The organism is Maribacter chungangensis (assembly GCF_042676845.1).
Classification (GTDB): domain Bacteria; phylum Bacteroidota; class Bacteroidia; order Flavobacteriales; family Flavobacteriaceae; genus Maribacter; species Maribacter chungangensis.
This window is the reverse complement of sequence record NZ_JBHTHY010000003.1, coordinates 1,197,657-1,214,197: the sequence shown is the minus strand read 5'-3', so window position 1 is coordinate 1,214,197 and position 16,541 is coordinate 1,197,657. Positions and strand designations below refer to the sequence as shown.

The following is a 16,541-nucleotide window of genomic DNA, read 5'->3' as shown; positions in this document are numbered from 1 at the left end:
TTAGACCACTTCTATGTGAAATTTAAACCTACTGAAACGTTAATTCGTCCAAATCGTTATAATGAACTTTTTGTTGGACTGTCCCCTTTTCTAAAACAAGCACACCTGGATTAGACCTAACAATGGTCTTAAGGGTGGTCTCGTCCGTAAAGAAAAAATTAAAATCCAATCCAAATTTAGCCTCCAACGCATCTGTTTGCTCAGGGCCGGAAGCAGACATACCTATTACCTTATATCCGTTTACCATGGCCTCATCGGCGACTTTCTTTATTTCTGTGAACATCTGGGTATTGGATTTTCTTAAATCGTATGCAATTACCATAACCAGTTTGGGCTCCTGCAAAAGAGAAAGTGCAAAATCTTCTCCGTTCTGCTCTATTGTAAAATCATGAACCGGTGGTTCGTAGCCTTTTTGCACCTCCGTGGTCTCTACTCCAATGAATTCACCGTCTACCGTTGGATAATCCCCGTTAGTGACTATTACCTGTTTCTCTCCGTTCACCTTAAACTCCCAGGCATAATCATAAATCGCCTTTGGCGCGCCCTCAGGTACTCCCATCCCCTCCTCAATATTCTTTCCTATTTCATACGGTCTAAAATCGATAACGGGCAAATGATTCAATACATGATGTGCATAAACTGCGCATGTCACTAGCGACACGGCCATGACGATCTTTTTGACGTTAGGGGCAAACAATGGTGTAACATACCTTTTTCCAATGAACAGCAACAAGATTAACACTAAAAGCACAACATCTTTGGTAAACGATTCCCATGGGGTTAATTTAATGGCGTCCCCAAAACATCCACAATCCGTTACTTTATTAAAATAAGCGGAATAAAAGGTAAGGAACGTAAAGAAAATGATCATGCCCAATAGGCTCCATAACGTAAATTTGACTCTAAAGCCAATGAGGAGCATAACCCCAAGAATAACTTCTAAAATGACAACCAATATAGATATTGCCAACGCATAGGGCATAAAAAATCCTAAATCCAAAACACTGGGGCTAAAGTATTCCTCTAGTTTAAACGAAAATCCAACGGGATCATTTAACTTAATAAAGCCACTGATAATAAAAAGAACCCCAACAAAAATCCGAACCAACCCAATTATATACTTCATAGAATTACGCAATTTTAGTAGCTAAACCTAAATGTATCAAAGCGAATACGGCATAGTTGATCATATCTTGATAATTGGCCTCAATACCTTCACTGACCAAAGTTTTTCCCTTATTGTCCTCGATACTCTTTACCCTTAATAATTTCTGTAAAATTAAATCCGTTAAGGAACTCACACGCATATCGCGCCAAGCTTCTCCGTAATCATGATTTTTATTCAGCATTAGCTCTTTGGTTTCGGTACTGTGCTTTTGATAAAGAGCACTAGCTTTTTCGGGTTCCAAATCTGGCTGATCCACCACACCAAGCTCTAACTGGATCAATGCCATGATGGCATAATTTACGATGCCTATAAATTCGGACTTTTCATCCTCATCTATTTTACGCACTTCATTTTCCTGCAACCCTCTAATACGTTGTGCCTTTATGAAAATTTGATCCGTTAATGATGGTAAGCGCAGAATACGCCATGCACAGCCGTAATCCAATAGTTTTTTTTCGAATAAATCGCGACAAGTTTTGATGACCGCATCGTATTGTTCCGCTGTTGCTTGCATGTACTTCTTGTAATTTGTGTAAATTTCGCTTAAAATTTCGTAACCGTCAAGACCCTTGGTTTAAACTTCTGTTACATCTGCGGCTTAATACAACATATACATGACGATCAACTGTAAAGGAGTACTCATCGATTTAAAAACACCCAAGGTAATGGGTATTCTAAACGTTACCCCCGATTCGTTTTTCGACGGCGGAAAATTCAAGAATGAAAAAGACATATTAAACCAAGTTGAAAAAATGGTGTTGGAAGGTGCCAACTTCATAGACATTGGAGCCTACAGCTCAAAGCCTGGTGCCAATGATGTTTCCGAAACCCTTGAATTAAAACGCATAACACCCATTGTATCATTGGTGCTAAAGCATTTTCCAAATACCATTTTGTCTATAGATACCTTTAGGGGAAAAGTCGCCGAGGAATGTTTTGACCGGGGAGCGGCAATTATTAACGATATCTCCGCCGGTCTAAGGGACGACTCCCTATTGGACACTGTAGCCGCTTTAAAAGTTCCTTATATAATGATGCATAGCCGCGGTACTCCGAAAACCATGCAACAACAAACAGCATACCGACATCTAATCCAGGATATCCTGTTCTTCTTTTCACAAAGACTTGCATTGGCAAGAAAAAAAGGCATTACCGATATAATCGTAGATCCCGGTTTTGGATTTGCAAAAACATTGGAACAGAACTATGAACTCTTACACCAAATGGATAGCTTAAAGATTATGGAATTGCCCATTCTTGTTGGGATCAGTAGAAAGTCCATGATTTACAGACTTTTGGAGTCCGATGCCGCCCATGCCCTTAACGGCACCACCGCACTACATACAATCGCATTAACCAAAGGAGCTAACATTTTGCGCGTTCACGATGTAAAGGAAGCCGTAGAATGTGTAAAACTATACACGCAACTTACATCTTAAATGTTTACCCTGTGTGCTACTTCAAATTTTGTTAATTTTACAAAAAAGGCACTCCTTGGATTTTTTCAATTTTATCGATTTTAAAATTACCGACATCCTGGATATTGTCCTAGTGGCGGTGTTATTGTACTACGTTTACAAACTAGTCCGTGGTTCGGTGGCGATAAATATCTTTATCGGTATCGTTATTGTTTGGGCATTTTGGAAGCTCACAGAGCTTTTAGGGATGGAGATGATAAGTAGTATCGTTGGTGCCTTTATGCAAGTAGGCCTTATCGCCTTGATTATCGTATTTCAGCAAGAGATACGAAAATTCCTTCTAATGATAGGCTCTACCAACTTTGCGAACAAGCGAAATTTTATTAAACATTTTAAGTTCTTGAAACAGGAAGGGCTCACTACAACAGTAGATGTGGATGCCATCTTAAAAGCCTGTGATAAAATGGCAAGTACCAAAACAGGGGCTATTTTGGTGTTGGAGCGTAATAACTCACTCGATTTCATTAAAAGCTCGGGAGACCGAATGAACGTAGAAATAAACCAGCACATCATCGAAAGTATTTTTTATAAAAACAGTCCTTTACATGACGGTGCGGCCGTAATCGTTGACAACTATATTGTAGCAACTAGGGTTATTCTGCCCGTATCCAACGAACGTAATATTCCTTTACGATTTGGATTGCGACATCGCGCGGCCGTAGGAATTACCGAAAAAACCGATGCCCTTTGCCTTGTGGTAAGCGAAGAAACAGGTCTGATTTCCTATATAAAAAATGGAGAATTTGTTTTGTACGATTCGCTTATTGAGCTGGGTAAGCTAATGAAACAGGATTTAATATCTTAAATGAAAGTACATTAAGGACATACCAAAACTCATAATCATAATAGGTTATGGAATTTATTGGTAGCGTAATAAGGTTCTATAATTTCAACGGCTATATTGCTCCTATCAATTGTCAATTGGAACAAAATATATTTAACCGACTTTTTTCAGCGCAAAAAGTACCGCGCTAAGCCACCTCCTCCGCCAAGAACTGAGCTTCGTACAAATTGCTGTAGTACCCTCCCTTTTTAAGTAGTTCTTTATGGGTTCCTATTTCTACGATTTTACCTGCATCCATTACAATAATCTTGTCTGCCTTTTTAATGGTACCCAAACGATGCGCAATAACGATAGACGTTCTGCCTTGGGTAATTTTGTCGGTCGCCTTTTGAATGAGCTGTTCAGAATACGTATCCACGGAAGATGTAGCCTCGTCCAACACCAAAATACTGGGATTACTAACATAAGCCCGCAGAAAAGCAATTAATTGACGCTGACCACTGGAAAGCATGGTACCCCGTTCCTTTACGTTGTATTCATAGCCACCTGGGAGACTAGAAATAAATTCATCTACCCCAATAGCCTTAGCTGCTGTTTCTATTTCTGAAATCCCTATAGCGGAATCCTTCATAGAAATGTTGTTGGCAATCGTATCGGCAAACAGAAAAACATCTTGCAACACCACCGCGATATGGGACCGCAACGAAGCTAGTTTATAGTCCTTTACATCTACACCATCCACACTTATAAGGCCCGAGTTGATCTCATAAAACCGATTTAATAGGTTAATGATGGTAGACTTACCCGCTCCGGTAGCCCCAACTATAGCGATAGTTTCACCAGCGCTTACATCAAAGGAAATACCATGAAGCACTTCTTCGTCCTCCAAATATCCAAAGCGCACATCTTTAAATGTAATATCCCCTTTAATAGTGGATTTTTCTATGTGGCCCAAATCATCAATGGAACTGTCCGTATCCAAAATTTTAAACACCCTATTAGCGGCAACCATACCCATCTGTAGGGTATTGAACTTATCGGCAATCTGCCGTAACGGTCTAAAAAGAAGGTCTATCAACATAATAAAGGCAAAAACTGTGCCTGCAACATCATCCGTAATACCGGCAACATTCTGTAAACCTCCATACCACACAATAAGTCCTAAGGTAATAGAGGAAACTATTTCTGCTATTGGAAAGAAAATGGAGTTGTACCAAACGGTTTTCAACCAGGCATTTTTATGTTTTTCATTTATTTCCCTAAATTTTTCACTCTCTATCTTTTCCCTGGTGAATAGCTGAACAATCCGCATGCCCGTTATGCGCTCCTGCACAAAGGAATTAAGGTTGGAAACTTCTGCCCTTACCTCGGTAAAAGCAACCTTCATGGCTTTTTGGAATAAACGCGTGGCATATAAAATCAACGGTAATACAGCAAATACGATCAACGCCAATCGCCAATTTATATAGATCATGACCCCGGCCGCCACCAACATTTTCAACAAGTCTGCAACAATAACAAAAAAACCTTGACTGAATATTTCTCCTATACGTTGCATATCCGCCACCGCGCGGGTCACCAATACACCTAGGGACGAATTATCGAAATACTTCATTTTGAACCCTAGCATTTTCCGGAATAAATTGATGCGGACATCCCGAATAACGGATTCTCCCAACCAATTGGCATAATAGTTAAAGCTCAATTGGCTCAACACCTGTCCTAACAGCACCACTAACATCGTTATCGTTAGATGAAGCAATCGTTGCGCATCCGCACCCTTGACGGCATCGTCTATGATCTGTTTTAATATTATCGGGGTAAGTACGGCGAACAAGGACAGTAGGATCGCTGCCAAAGCAACTCCGTAAAACGTAATCCTATAAGGTTTGGTATGTGCTATCAACCGCTTAAAAAGACGCGTATCAAAGGCTTTTCCCGATTCTTTGCTCATTTTTTAAAAATAGTATTAGGATAGCTAACAGCCGTTAAATATAAGCCTTTTGCAGGTACGGAAACCCCAGCTTGTGTCCGATCTTTACTTTTTATTATGGTCTTAACAGTCTCCAAGTCAGTCTTACCAGTGCCAACATCCAAAAGTGTACCAACAATCGCCCTTACCATATTTCTAAGGAACCTGTCCGCAGAGATCCTAAAGGCAATGTACTCTCCCTCCCTACTCCATTTCGCGTTTTTTATAGAACAAAAATAATTGTTGACATCGGTCTTGGACTTAGAAAAACATTCAAAATCCTGTTTGCCCAAGAGCAACTCTGCCGCCTTGTTCATGAGCGAAATATCCAAGTGATGCTTTATATAATAGGCTGCGTCTTTCAAAAAAGGGTTCTTGGTATCGCAGATCCAATACTCATAGGAACGCTCCAAGGCATCAAAACGTGCATGGGCCTGATCGAGCATAACATATATGTTGTCTACCGCAATATCGCCGGGCAAAAAAGCATTCAGCCTATATATCAAATCTTCTTTATCCGTAAGACCGGTAAAATCAAAGTGGGCGTACATTTCACGGGCATGCACGCCTGCATCTGTTCTTCCCGCTCCCGTCAATAGTATTTCTTCTCGCAACAAAACCGAAAGTGCGTGTTCCAAAATTTCCTGTACCGTTATGGCATTGGGCTGTTTTTGCCAGCCATGATAGGCTTTTCCCAAGTATGAAAATTGAATGAAATATCTCAATAGGATGGCTTAGTTTTGCAAAGTGCAAAGATATGCATAGTTCCCCTGAATTCGGAAGGCTTTGTAGGTTTTGCAAACAAGAAATTAGAAAGCGTAATCAACATTATTACGTTTTAACAAGACAAGGGCGGTAACCCAAACATGTAATAAGACTAAAAAAACGGATATACGACCAAAGGAAATAGGCCGACCCTTAAACTTAAGATGAATATTACATAGAGCTAAAATGACCAAAATCCTACTCTTATCGGACACGCATTCCTACTTAGACAAAACGATACTTAAATATGCCAAACAAGCAGATGAAATTTGGCATGCCGGTGATATCGGTGATATTTCCGTTACCGATGAGTTGGCCAGAGTAAAACCCCTTAGGGCCGTTTTTGGAAATATAGATAACCACGTAATCCAAAAAGAGTTTCCGCTGAACAATCGGTTTATGTGCGAAGATGTGGATGTATTGATCACCCATATTGGCGGCTACCCACCCAAATATAACCCCAGAACACGATCAGAAATACTAAAAAACCCTCCCAAGCTTTTTATTTGTGGCCATTCCCATATCTTAAAAGTGATGATGGACCAAAAACTTAAAGTACTACACATGAACCCAGGTGCCTGCGGAAAACATGGTTTTCACCAGGTACGTACTATGCTTAGGTTCGTGGTCGATGGTGCTGATATTAAAGACTTAGAGGTAATCGAATTGGGAAAACGATAACTAAACCGCGATGGATTGAAAATCCATAGGTTTTATTGAAGCAAAGAAATTGCAAATGGTTATTGAGTTCTTTATTTGAAGTTACCGAATAACCCATGAATCAACAACACAAGAACTAAACTGGCTAAAATGTTTAAAGAAACTAAAGTAGCTGCAATAAAATTGCAGCATTTTAACCTTTTATTAGAAAACAAAGCACTTCACTATCTGTTAATACAAGCTTAAAGTCAGTAACAATTCCATTTATTTTTGTCATTTTGGAGGTTTGTTTCATCAAAACTAATCATAGACACAAAACATATCTTATTTCATTTTTTTTAATGGATATACAAAATCGCAGAAAAAAGCAGGCTAAAACCATTCGTATGTTCCGAAAAGCACATCGAATTACGGGTGCTACACTTTTTATCTTTTTCTTTATCATAGCGGGTACGGGACTTCTCCTAGGTTGGAAAAAGAATACCGGAGACCTTTTAGGTTCAAAAACGTACAACGGCACAACTACAGAACTTACGGAATGGCTGCCCTTATCTCAATTGCAGTTAAAGGCGGAAACCTATCTAAAAAATTCAGTTCCTGTAGGTTCGGAGTTACAACTGGACCGCATAGATATTAGGCAGAACAAAGGCGTAGCCAAATTCATTTATAATGATTACTACGGCATACAAATTGACGGTGCAACAGGAACTCTATTGCATGTAGACCGAAGACGCGCGGATTTTATAGAAAATATGCACGATGCATCCCTTTTGGATGATCATTTGAATACAGGCGGATATATAAAACTTGCCTATACGACGATTATGAGCCTTTCCTTGCTACTTTTTACCATCACAGGTTTTTGGTTGTGGTACGGTCCTAAACGCATGAGGAAAGGCGTACACCAGTAATAACTGGCATTATACCAGTTCTCTTTTGAAAACCTGGCAAAGAAATTGAATTGTTTTTTTGTCCTTCGAAAAAGAAAAACCGGGCATAGCAGGGTTATGGCTGATTTTAGTTTTTAAGTAGGGCGTAAAAAAAATTATCGGATGATTTTCAATTGGGAAATGGTATTATACCAATTTAACTTCTAGATGTCGCATAAAACAAGTTTCTTTTTTACTCATTTGTCGTCATAAAATAGAACCATAGCTAATGCTATGCTTAGATTTGATTCCTAAACTGAGAAAAAAATAATTCAAATTTTCAATACGACATTCAAAACTTAAATTGGTATTAGACCTACGAACAAGCATTAAACCCATTAAAAAGAACTTATTTTATAGTCCCGAAACCTGGTTACGAAAATTAAAGCACGCTCTCCGCTGGATAATGAAATAAACTAAGAAGGTATGCAGGTTTACGATCCATTATTGAATTTCACTACGCTATCTACTTACGTAATAAAAAACTACCGAATTTATGACCCACACAATAAAAAACCCGGGAACTACCCCGGGTTTAACGCACTAATACTACTAAGATGTTAGGTTCAACGTAAACGATCAACAGATTTTACAAGATCTTCATCCTTCTTAATAGCCCGGTTTGCAAGGACTAAAAAAACGATAGAAAATACAGGAATCAGCATCCCAATACCCTTCTCCGAGACCAAGGTCTCTCCGGATAGATTTAGCGATCGGTAAACGAAAAATCCCAGTAAAAAAAGATTCAATATCATATTCAGCCTGTTTGCCACAAACTGGTTCTTTCTATTTTTGAACAGGAAAACTGCCCACAAGGCCAAGGCACCAACAACATAAAAAACAATAGAAACGATTATTTCATTTTGGGCATAAACCTCCATCCCATTGGCATCTGACCAAAGGTTTACAAAAAATGGAAGTATCCCGGACACGAGTGCCACCAAAACCAAATAAAGGGTCTGTACTCTTTGAATCATAGTGCCAACTGTTCTTTAACGCTACAAAAATACAGGTCTTTTTAAAAAATATCAGGCTAATCATGAAAATAATTTGTATTATTGCTTCGTTATCAGTTCTAACACTTACCAAGGAAAAATCTTTTCCGCCACCATATCTAGCAGCTAATACACTTCTTACAATACAAATCACGTATAATTTATTCTACAATTAATGTTTGAGATTTCAGATTTAAAAACAAAAAAGCTACCTGAGCTTCAGGAAATAGCCAAAGGACTTAATGTCCCAAAATTCAAGACCCTAAAGAAATTGGACCTGGTCTATCAAATTCTAGACCTCCAAGCAGCAAACCCTAAAGCGGCTGCCGCTATACTTCCTACAAAAACGGAAGACACACCAAAACCAAAACCCAGGCCAAGGGTAAGAATAGCCAAAAAATCGACACCCAAGGAACCAATCGTTGTTAAATCGGAACCTCTTGCTGATGCTCCTACGGAAAAGGTGAAACAGAAGAAAGAACCAGAAACCAAAGAACCTACGGAAAATAGAAAGCCGAGGCCAAGGCCAAGACCTGCGGCAAATGAAAATAAACAAGAAAACCAAAAGAATACCCCGCACAATAAAGGTCAAAAAAGCAACCAGAACAAAAAACCAAACCCCAGGAGCAGCCACGACAAAAGCAATTTTGACAAGGACCTAAAAAATAGATACAAGGAACCGGAATTTGAATTCGATAGTATTATTGCCAGTGAAGGAGTTTTGGACATTATGCAAGACGGCTATGGCTTCCTAAGATCATCCGACTACAATTATCTATCATCACCTGATGATATTTACGTTTCGCAGTCGCAAATTCGCTTATTCGGACTCAAAACGGGAGATACGGTCTTAGGACAGGTAAGACCCCCAAAAGAAGGGGAGAAATATTTTCCTTTGATCAAGGTGAACAAGATAAACGGTATAGACCCACAAATCGTAAGGGACAGGGTTTCTTTTGAGCACCTTACTCCGCTTTTCCCACAAGAAAAATTCAATCTAGCAGAAAGACAAAGTACGATATCTACCCGTATTATTGATTTGTTCTCCCCAATTGGGAAAGGCCAAAGAGGTATGATCGTGTCGCAGCCCAAAACGGGTAAGACCATGCTACTAAAGGATATTGCAAATGGCATAGCCGCCAATCACCCGGAGGTGTACCAAATTATTCTTCTAATCGACGAACGCCCCGAGGAAGTAACGGATATGCAGCGCAATGTGAGAGGGGAAGTAGTTGCCTCTACTTTTGACAAGGAAGCAACGGAGCACGTAAGGGTAGCGAACATAGTTTTAGAAAAAGCCAAAAGACTGGTGGAGTGCGGACACGATGTGGTTATTCTATTGGACTCCATTACAAGGCTTGCAAGGGCATACAATACGGTACAACCGGCCTCGGGCAAGGTTCTAAGTGGTGGCGTAGATGCCAACGCGCTTCATAAACCAAAACGATTTTTCGGAGCGGCCCGTAACATCGAAAACGGAGGATCTTTGTCCATCATAGCTACCGCTCTTACAGAAACAGGTTCTAAAATGGACGAGGTTATCTTTGAGGAATTCAAAGGAACCGGTAACATGGAATTACAATTAGATCGTAAAATATCTAACCGTAGAATATTCCCGGCCATCGACCTCACTTCTTCAAGCACACGTAGAGATGATTTGTTATTGGACAAAGACACTATACAGCGTATGTGGATCATGCGTAAATACCTCGCGGACATGAACCCGGTTGAAGCTATGGAATTTATAGAACAGCGCTTTAAACAAACCAAAAATAACGAAGAATTCTTGCTGACCATGAATCAGTAAGGTTCACCTAAACCATATCTTAAATCCCGATTTCACCTTGAAATCGGGATTTTTTTTTACCGATCAAAAAAAACAATCTACAAACCTTATAATCAATCAAAATGAATATCTTTAGGCAGGTTTAAAGAATCTTCCCCCGATTACTAGCGTATTTTCCTATACCAAATAATTAAACTTAAAACTATCAACTATGAAAAATACAAAATACCTTTTGCGGCTGTTGCCCATTTTCGTAATCGCAATATGTATTGGATGCAAGGAAAACAACAAAACCAAGCACCAAACACCGGAACAAGAACAAAGTGAAGAAAAGCCGCAGCTTGTGGAAGCCCCAAAAAATATTATTACACTACAAGAAGCCGATGCCATTTACACCAATTACAGTAAGCATCGTATTCCTATGATTACGACCTATGAAACACAGGAACGGGCACCAGAAGAAGCGTTTGAACCAGCACGTTTCGTAGATTTCGATTACGACATGATAAAAAATTACATTGCTTATGTAGATCAAGAAGCCAAAAATGCCGGTGTAAAAAAAGTGACCAAATTACGGATGTATTTTGCAAATTATCCAAACGAAAAGACATTCAAGGATGGCAAAAAAGTGATTCACCCAAGACAGAATTCCCTTTTTATCCTCCCCACTTTAGAACAAAATGGAGAAAACTACAGTTTTTATATAGGAGATGACGGTAAGGCAAAATTGATTATAGATTGGAAAGACAGCGCGCTGGAAAAAGGTATGGGTACCGTGCTAGAACAATCACAAACAGCACGGGCAGGTATAGTTCCAAACTTCTTTTCGAATGCAACATCATACAATAGTAAAAGTCTTATCTTAAATCGAAGTGGATCAGGACCACCACCTAAAACTGAATTTTAGTCCTTATGTCACCAGAGCTTCTAGAGTTTATAAAAACCAATTTCATCATTGGTGTTTATTTCGTAACCCTATTGATTTCCATTGTTTCGTACATTAAGTATTTTGATACCGTTTTAAAATATTTTCCAATACTGATTGCCTACACACTTTTAAATGAGCTCTTAGGCCACTTAATTAGATATTCCGAAAATTTTGCTTTCCTTACGGATAAGTCATTTGCCAACGACATTATTTATAATATTTATGATATTTTCTACTACAGCTTTTTCTATCTTATTTTTTGGAAGTTAATTTCACGACAAACATTTAAAAAATGGATTAAAATACTATCTATCATCGTTTTAGGAAGTTACATAGTATCCTGTTTTTTTCAAAACCCGCTACAAATAAGTTTATATTACGCCACTTCCTTTGCCTCGGTAATTTTGGTCGTGATATGTATTTTATATCTAATTGATAAAGGCCCAAACTGGGAATGGCATAGGGAGAAATACAACCTAGTGTGGTGGGTTTCTGTTGGACTCATACTGTTCCACTCTATTTTTCCCATACTTTTTTTGTTAGGTTTTTTAGGGGGCGATGCATGGGAGCAATATGAGCTTCAGACCGTTTTAAGGTTTACGATTTTAATAATGTACATGCTATTCTGTATTGGGTTTATAAAGAGCAGAAAAAGAAATTTTAGTTAAAAGGTTTACGATATCAAGTATATTTAATCTTATAATATGACCGGCCAGGTAGGACTATTCATACTAGAAAACGCATTTATATTGGTGTATGTCCTGGTACTGGCACTATCCCTAATTAAATACAAATACTACTATGATACCAAATTAAAAGCATTGCCAATATTGCTCGCTTACATACTTCTGACCGAAATATTTGGTGGATTAATACGTAATATCGACGAAATTCAATTAATATTTGAAGAGGATTATCAAAATTACAATCACCTTATTTTTAATATTCTTGATATCGTCTTTTTTCTTTATTTTTTCCGGATTTACAGTGTAAGCACGACCAACCTAGAGCTAAAGAAATATGTGAAATGGGGTGCCGTACTATTTTGTCTGGCGAGTGCCGTTAATCCCTTTTTGAACAGTTTTATGTTGAAACCACAATTATTGGCCATACTTATTGGATCTATTGCTATGATAACATTTTCCTACATGTATCTAAAGGAAACCAAAAAAATGCGGGTAACGTTCTCAAATTACCACAAACTACTGCAATCGATAAGCAAAGGACTTTTAATTTTTTATCCGTTCTACCCGGTAATCCTTGGGATCGGGCAGACAAATGAAGCCTTATACTATAAGTTTTACCTACGAGAATTACTATTCCTATTGATTATAATACTCTACGGATATTTTATAATAGGGTTTGTTCGGCTTGGCAACATGAAGTCAAATACGGAAACAAAAAAAGCCTTCTAATTAGATTAGAAGACTTCTACATTGTTACCTAAATACTTTAAATTAAAGTGCTGCTACGTGTTTTGCCAGCTTTCCTTTAATATTTGCAGCTTTGTTAGCGTGTATGATGTTACGTTTGGCCAAACGGTCTATCATGCTAACAACACTCGGCAATAGAGCCTCAGCATCTTTCTTGCTTTCCTCGCTTCGCAATTTCTTGATTGCGTTACGCGTAGTTTTATGCTGATATCTGTTACGTAAACGTACAGCTTCGTTTCTTCTAATTCTCTTTAATGCCGACTTATGATTTGCCATTTTCTAACTAAATTATATTTTTATGGATTATTTATCCATTTTACCAAGTAGCCCGTAGGGGAATCGAACCCCTGTTACCAGGATGAAAACCTGGCGTCCTAACCCCTAGACGAACGGGCCAATAAACAATTAAGAACTTAATTTAAAGCGTTGCAAATGAATACAAAACTTACCTGTCCATTTTCAACTCTTCATTAAACCTTGTAGTCCGTAGGGGAATCGAACCCCTGTTACCAGGATGAAAACCTGGCGTCCTAACCCCTAGACGAACGGACCATATCTTTACGCAATTGCGGATGCAAAAATACAATTATTTTTTACTATCACAACACCAAGATATTATTTTTTTAATCTTTTAATATGCCTTGGCGAACAGCACCCTTTTTTCCGAAGGCTTACCACTTATCATACATACCCCTTTTTCCGTTTCAACATCGATAGGTATGCATCTGATGGTTGCTTTGGTCTCCTCTTTTATACGGTCCTCGGTTTCGATGGTACCATCCCAATGCGCTGAAATAAATCCACCCTTTTCTTCTAAGACCTCTTTGAACTCTGCGTAGGTATCGACCAAGGTTATATGCTCCTTTCTATAATCCGCCGCCTTCCGGTAGATATTATTTTGAATATCTACCATTAGAAACTCAATTTTGGCAACAACCTCATCCATAGGAATTGTCATTTTCTCCAAGGTATCCCTTCTTGCAAGCTCATAGGTTCCATTATCCATATCGCGTTGACCAATGGCCAACCGCACGGGAACCCCTTTAAGTTCATAAGCATTGAATTTAAAACCTGGTTTATGTGTATCCCTATCGTCATATTTTACGGATATCCCTTTGGACCTTAATTCCGCCACTAAAGGTTTTACACGTTCAGATATAACGTCCAATTGCTCTAGTCCTTTATAAATGGGAATAATTACTACTTGTATTGGTGCCAATTTTGGAGGAAGTACCAAACCGTTATCGTCACTATGAGTCATGACCAAAGCGCCCATAAGTCGTGTTGAAACACCCCATGAGGTAGCCCAAACATACTCTTTACCACCTTCTTTTGTTGCAAATTTCACATCAAAGGCCTTCGCAAAATTTTGACCCAAAAAATGTGAAGTTCCTGCCTGCAACGCTTTGCCATCTTGCATTAGTGCTTCTATACAATAGGTTTCCAATGCTCCCGCAAAACGCTCACTTTCTGTCTTTACCCCTTTTATAACGGGCATAGCCATGTGATTCTCGGCAAAATCGGCATACACGTTCATCATTTGTTCCGCTTCGTCCAAGGCTTCCTGTTCGGTTGCATGTGCCGTATGACCTTCTTGCCACAGAAACTCGGCCGTTCTTAAGAATAAACGTGTACGCATTTCCCAACGCACCACATTGGCCCATTGATTGATCAGTAAAGGCAAATCCCGGTACGACTGTATCCACTTTCTGTAGGTATCCCAAATAATGGTTTCGGATGTAGGTCTTACAATAAGCTCTTCCTCCAACTTGGCATCGGGGTCAACAATAATTCCACTACCGTCCTCTGCATTTTTGAGTCGGTAATGTGTAACCACGGCACATTCTTTTGCAAATCCCGCAACGTGGCTCGCTTCTTTACTTAAGTATGATTTTGGTATGAACAAAGGAAAATAAGCATTCTCGTGCCCCGTCTCCTTGAACATCCGATCCAATTCTGCCTGCATCTTCTCCCATATTGCAAAACCATAAGGCTTTATGACCATACAGCCACGTACACCGGAGTTCTCGGCCAAATCTGCTTTAACTACAAGCTCGTTGTACCATTTGGAATAATCCTCGCTTCTCTTGGTTAATTTTTTACTCATTATAGGTAGTTTGGCACAAAAGTTGTGATTTATTAACAAAATAATTCCGTAAAACTAGTTATTTTTAAGATGTTCAACAATAAAATTTAGAACGATGATATATTCACTACCCCTCAATAAACTGCGCAACATTACAATACTTTCCATTATAGCCCTAGTTGTTGCATCTTGCGGTTCTTACGAAGCTGCATCATACTATGATAATGATGGTATATATTCCGATGAAGCTCCACGGGTTGTAGAGCGCAGGCCGGAACAACGACTGCAGCAAAGACAACAACAGCAACAATATAGAACACAGCCGGAGTCCAACACCTATACCGATTACTTTGGCCAGAAAGCCGAACAATACGACCAAATGTTGGACGGCGAAATCTTTACGGATATAGATTCTTACGCAAGCAATCCAACAGATGCTGAACTCGATCAAGAACAGTTAACGGATTATTACAACAATCCGAACGACTATCAAGGTTTTGGAGGTTGGGGAGACAATGCAACGAACGTTAACATCAATTTTCACAACAATGGTTGGGGCATGGGCTTTTATGACCCTTGGCTATTTGGCGGAGGTTTTGGTTGGGGCGGTGGTTTCAACAATTTTGGCTGGGGCAACCCATGGGGCTGGGGCGGAGGTTTTGGCTGGAACAGATGGAACCGTTGGAACAATTGGGGCTGGGGCGGTGGTCTCGGCTGGGGCTGGGGCGGTGGCCTTGGATGGAACAACTGGGGTTGGGGCGGTGGTCTCGGCTGGGGTTGGGGCGGTGGCTTTGGATGGAACCGTTGGAACAACTGGGGTTGGGGCGGTGGCTTCAACCAATGGGGCCGCAACAACAGATACGCTGTAAACTCTTCAAGACGAGGTTATTACAATAGAAACAACGTAGCGAACAACACAAGAAGTACCGCTTTACGAGGAAGGTCCAATATAAATACGAGGGGGTCATCATCCAGGTATCGAAGCAACGCCACTCGGACCTCGAACGCAAGAAGCAATACAACGGCAAGAAATAGGGGCACCTCTAGGTCCTATAGAGACAATATGGCGAACAGAAGAACCGTAGGTGTTGACCAAAACCGTGCCTATAGGTCTAGTAGAAGCACCAGAACAGCACCAAGGAACTATAGTTCTTCAAGAAGTAACTCGGCCTATAACCGTGCAACTCCAAGATCGGGAACATACAGGTCTGGATCTTCTTCCAGGGCCACAACGCCCCGAACATCTACCTATCGCAATTCCAGAAGCGGATCCAGTAGCGGAAGAAGTTACAGCACAGGGCGTAGCAGCAGTTCTAGGAGCAGTGGAAGCTATAGGAGTTCGCGAAGTGGTAGCTCTAGAAGTAGTGGAACCATGAGAAGCTCCGGTGGAAGTTCTCGAAGCAGTGGAAGCATGAGAAGTTCCGGGGGCGGCTCCAGGTCTTCTGGCGGTAGGTCAGGTGGTGGCAGACGTAACTAATTACCAATGTGCAAAGATCCAAGATTTACCCTTACATTTAAAAATCAAGATAGCCGTTCTAAATATCATAATTATGGAGT

The 16,541-nt window shown here is 39.8% G+C and carries 16 protein-coding genes and 2 tRNA genes; 9 read left to right on the top strand and 9 right to left on the bottom strand.

Going from position 1 to position 16,541, the window contains the following annotated elements; translation table 11 throughout:
- Nucleotides 1–28: 28 nt before the first annotated feature.
- Together ACFQZJ_RS05105 and ACFQZJ_RS05100 are read right to left on the bottom strand one after the other, a co-directional pair.
- Nucleotides 29–1,126, bottom strand: coding sequence for a BT_3928 family protein (locus ACFQZJ_RS05105; RefSeq protein WP_379932763.1), 1,098 nt, complete (start codon nt 1,124–1,126; stop codon nt 29–31).
- Between the two features lie 4 nt (nt 1,127–1,130).
- Complete coding sequence (locus ACFQZJ_RS05100; RefSeq protein WP_379932761.1) at nt 1,131–1,682, bottom strand: DUF1599 domain-containing protein; 552 nt, start codon at nt 1,680–1,682, stop codon at nt 1,131–1,133.
- A gap of 100 nt (nt 1,683–1,782) precedes the next feature.
- On the opposite strand from ACFQZJ_RS05100, the gene folP reads away from it, so the two are divergent.
- Nucleotides 1,783–2,607: a dihydropteroate synthase gene (gene folP / locus ACFQZJ_RS05095; protein ID WP_379932760.1), complete on the top strand. Its 825-nt coding sequence runs from the start codon at nt 1,783–1,785 to the stop codon at nt 2,605–2,607.
- 55 nt (nt 2,608–2,662) lie between these two features.
- The gene (gene cdaA, locus ACFQZJ_RS05090; protein WP_379932758.1) at nt 2,663–3,451 is read left to right on the top strand and encodes a diadenylate cyclase CdaA; all 789 of its coding nucleotides are present in this window, start codon (nt 2,663–2,665) and stop codon (nt 3,449–3,451) included.
- A gap of 166 nt (nt 3,452–3,617) precedes the next feature.
- On the opposite strand, the gene ACFQZJ_RS05085 is transcribed toward cdaA, so the two are convergent.
- Together ACFQZJ_RS05085 and truA are read right to left on the bottom strand one after the other, a co-directional pair.
- Nucleotides 3,618–5,384 carry an ABC transporter ATP-binding protein gene (locus ACFQZJ_RS05085; protein ID WP_379932756.1) on the bottom strand — a complete coding sequence of 589 codons (1,767 nt, stop codon included), beginning with the start codon at nt 5,382–5,384 and terminating at the stop codon, nt 3,618–3,620.
- The gene (truA, locus tag ACFQZJ_RS05080; protein WP_379932755.1) at nt 5,381–6,127 is read right to left on the bottom strand and encodes a tRNA pseudouridine(38-40) synthase TruA; all 747 of its coding nucleotides are present in this window, start codon (nt 6,125–6,127) and stop codon (nt 5,381–5,383) included. The genes ACFQZJ_RS05085 and truA overlap by 4 nt, the downstream gene beginning before the upstream one ends.
- Before the next feature lie 226 nt (nt 6,128–6,353).
- On the opposite strand from truA, the gene ACFQZJ_RS05075 reads away from it, so the two are divergent.
- A complete protein-coding gene (locus ACFQZJ_RS05075; protein ID WP_379932754.1) occupies nt 6,354–6,848 on the top strand; it encodes a metallophosphoesterase family protein in 495 nt (164 codons plus the stop codon).
- Nucleotides 6,849–7,213: 365 nt separating this feature from the next.
- Nucleotides 7,214–7,738, top strand: coding sequence for a PepSY domain-containing protein (locus ACFQZJ_RS05070; RefSeq protein ID WP_379932752.1), 525 nt, complete (start codon nt 7,214–7,216; stop codon nt 7,736–7,738).
- Between the two features lie 584 nt (nt 7,739–8,322).
- Here the strand turns inward: ACFQZJ_RS05070 and ACFQZJ_RS05065 are convergent.
- Entirely contained in the window at nt 8,323–8,733 is a 411-nt protein-coding gene (locus ACFQZJ_RS05065; protein ID WP_379932751.1) for a DUF4293 domain-containing protein, read from the bottom strand.
- Between the two features lie 193 nt (nt 8,734–8,926).
- Here ACFQZJ_RS05065 and rho point away from each other — a divergent pair, with 193 nt between their 5' ends.
- The 4 genes from rho to ACFQZJ_RS05045 all read left to right on the top strand — a co-directional run bounded on the left by rho (nt 8,927) and on the right by ACFQZJ_RS05045 (nt 12,880).
- Nucleotides 8,927–10,558, top strand: a complete 1,632-nt coding sequence (gene rho, locus ACFQZJ_RS05060) for a transcription termination factor Rho (RefSeq protein ID WP_379932750.1) — start codon at nt 8,927–8,929, stop codon at nt 10,556–10,558.
- A 190-nt stretch (nt 10,559–10,748) separates the two neighbouring features.
- Nucleotides 10,749–11,444, top strand: coding sequence for a hypothetical protein (locus ACFQZJ_RS05055; protein ID WP_379932748.1), 696 nt, complete (start codon nt 10,749–10,751; stop codon nt 11,442–11,444).
- 5 nt (nt 11,445–11,449) lie between these two features.
- Nucleotides 11,450–12,133, top strand: a complete 684-nt coding sequence (locus tag ACFQZJ_RS05050; RefSeq protein ID WP_379932747.1) for a hypothetical protein — start codon at nt 11,450–11,452, stop codon at nt 12,131–12,133.
- A 36-nt stretch (nt 12,134–12,169) separates the two neighbouring features.
- Nucleotides 12,170–12,880, top strand: coding sequence for a hypothetical protein (locus tag ACFQZJ_RS05045; RefSeq protein WP_379932746.1), 711 nt, complete (start codon nt 12,170–12,172; stop codon nt 12,878–12,880).
- 42 nt (nt 12,881–12,922) lie between these two features.
- On the opposite strand, the gene rpsT is transcribed toward ACFQZJ_RS05045, so the two are convergent.
- The 4 genes from rpsT to proS all read right to left on the bottom strand — a co-directional run bounded on the left by rpsT (nt 12,923) and on the right by proS (nt 15,005).
- Entirely contained in the window at nt 12,923–13,174 is a 252-nt protein-coding gene (rpsT, locus tag ACFQZJ_RS05040) for a 30S ribosomal protein S20 (RefSeq protein WP_379932745.1), read from the bottom strand.
- Between the two features lie 48 nt (nt 13,175–13,222).
- Nucleotides 13,223–13,294: transfer RNA gene (locus ACFQZJ_RS05035), tRNA-Glu, on the bottom strand.
- An 84-nt stretch (nt 13,295–13,378) separates the two neighbouring features.
- A tRNA-Glu gene (locus tag ACFQZJ_RS05030) sits at nt 13,379–13,450 on the bottom strand.
- Nucleotides 13,451–13,529: 79 nt separating this feature from the next.
- Nucleotides 13,530–15,005 carry a proline--tRNA ligase gene (gene proS, locus ACFQZJ_RS05025; RefSeq protein ID WP_379932744.1) on the bottom strand — a complete coding sequence of 492 codons (1,476 nt, stop codon included), beginning with the start codon at nt 15,003–15,005 and terminating at the stop codon, nt 13,530–13,532.
- Between the two features lie 94 nt (nt 15,006–15,099).
- Between proS and ACFQZJ_RS05020 the strand changes: the two genes are divergently transcribed.
- A complete protein-coding gene (locus ACFQZJ_RS05020; protein ID WP_379932742.1) occupies nt 15,100–16,461 on the top strand; it encodes a hypothetical protein in 1,362 nt (453 codons plus the stop codon).
- Nucleotides 16,462–16,541: the final 80 nt, after the last annotated feature.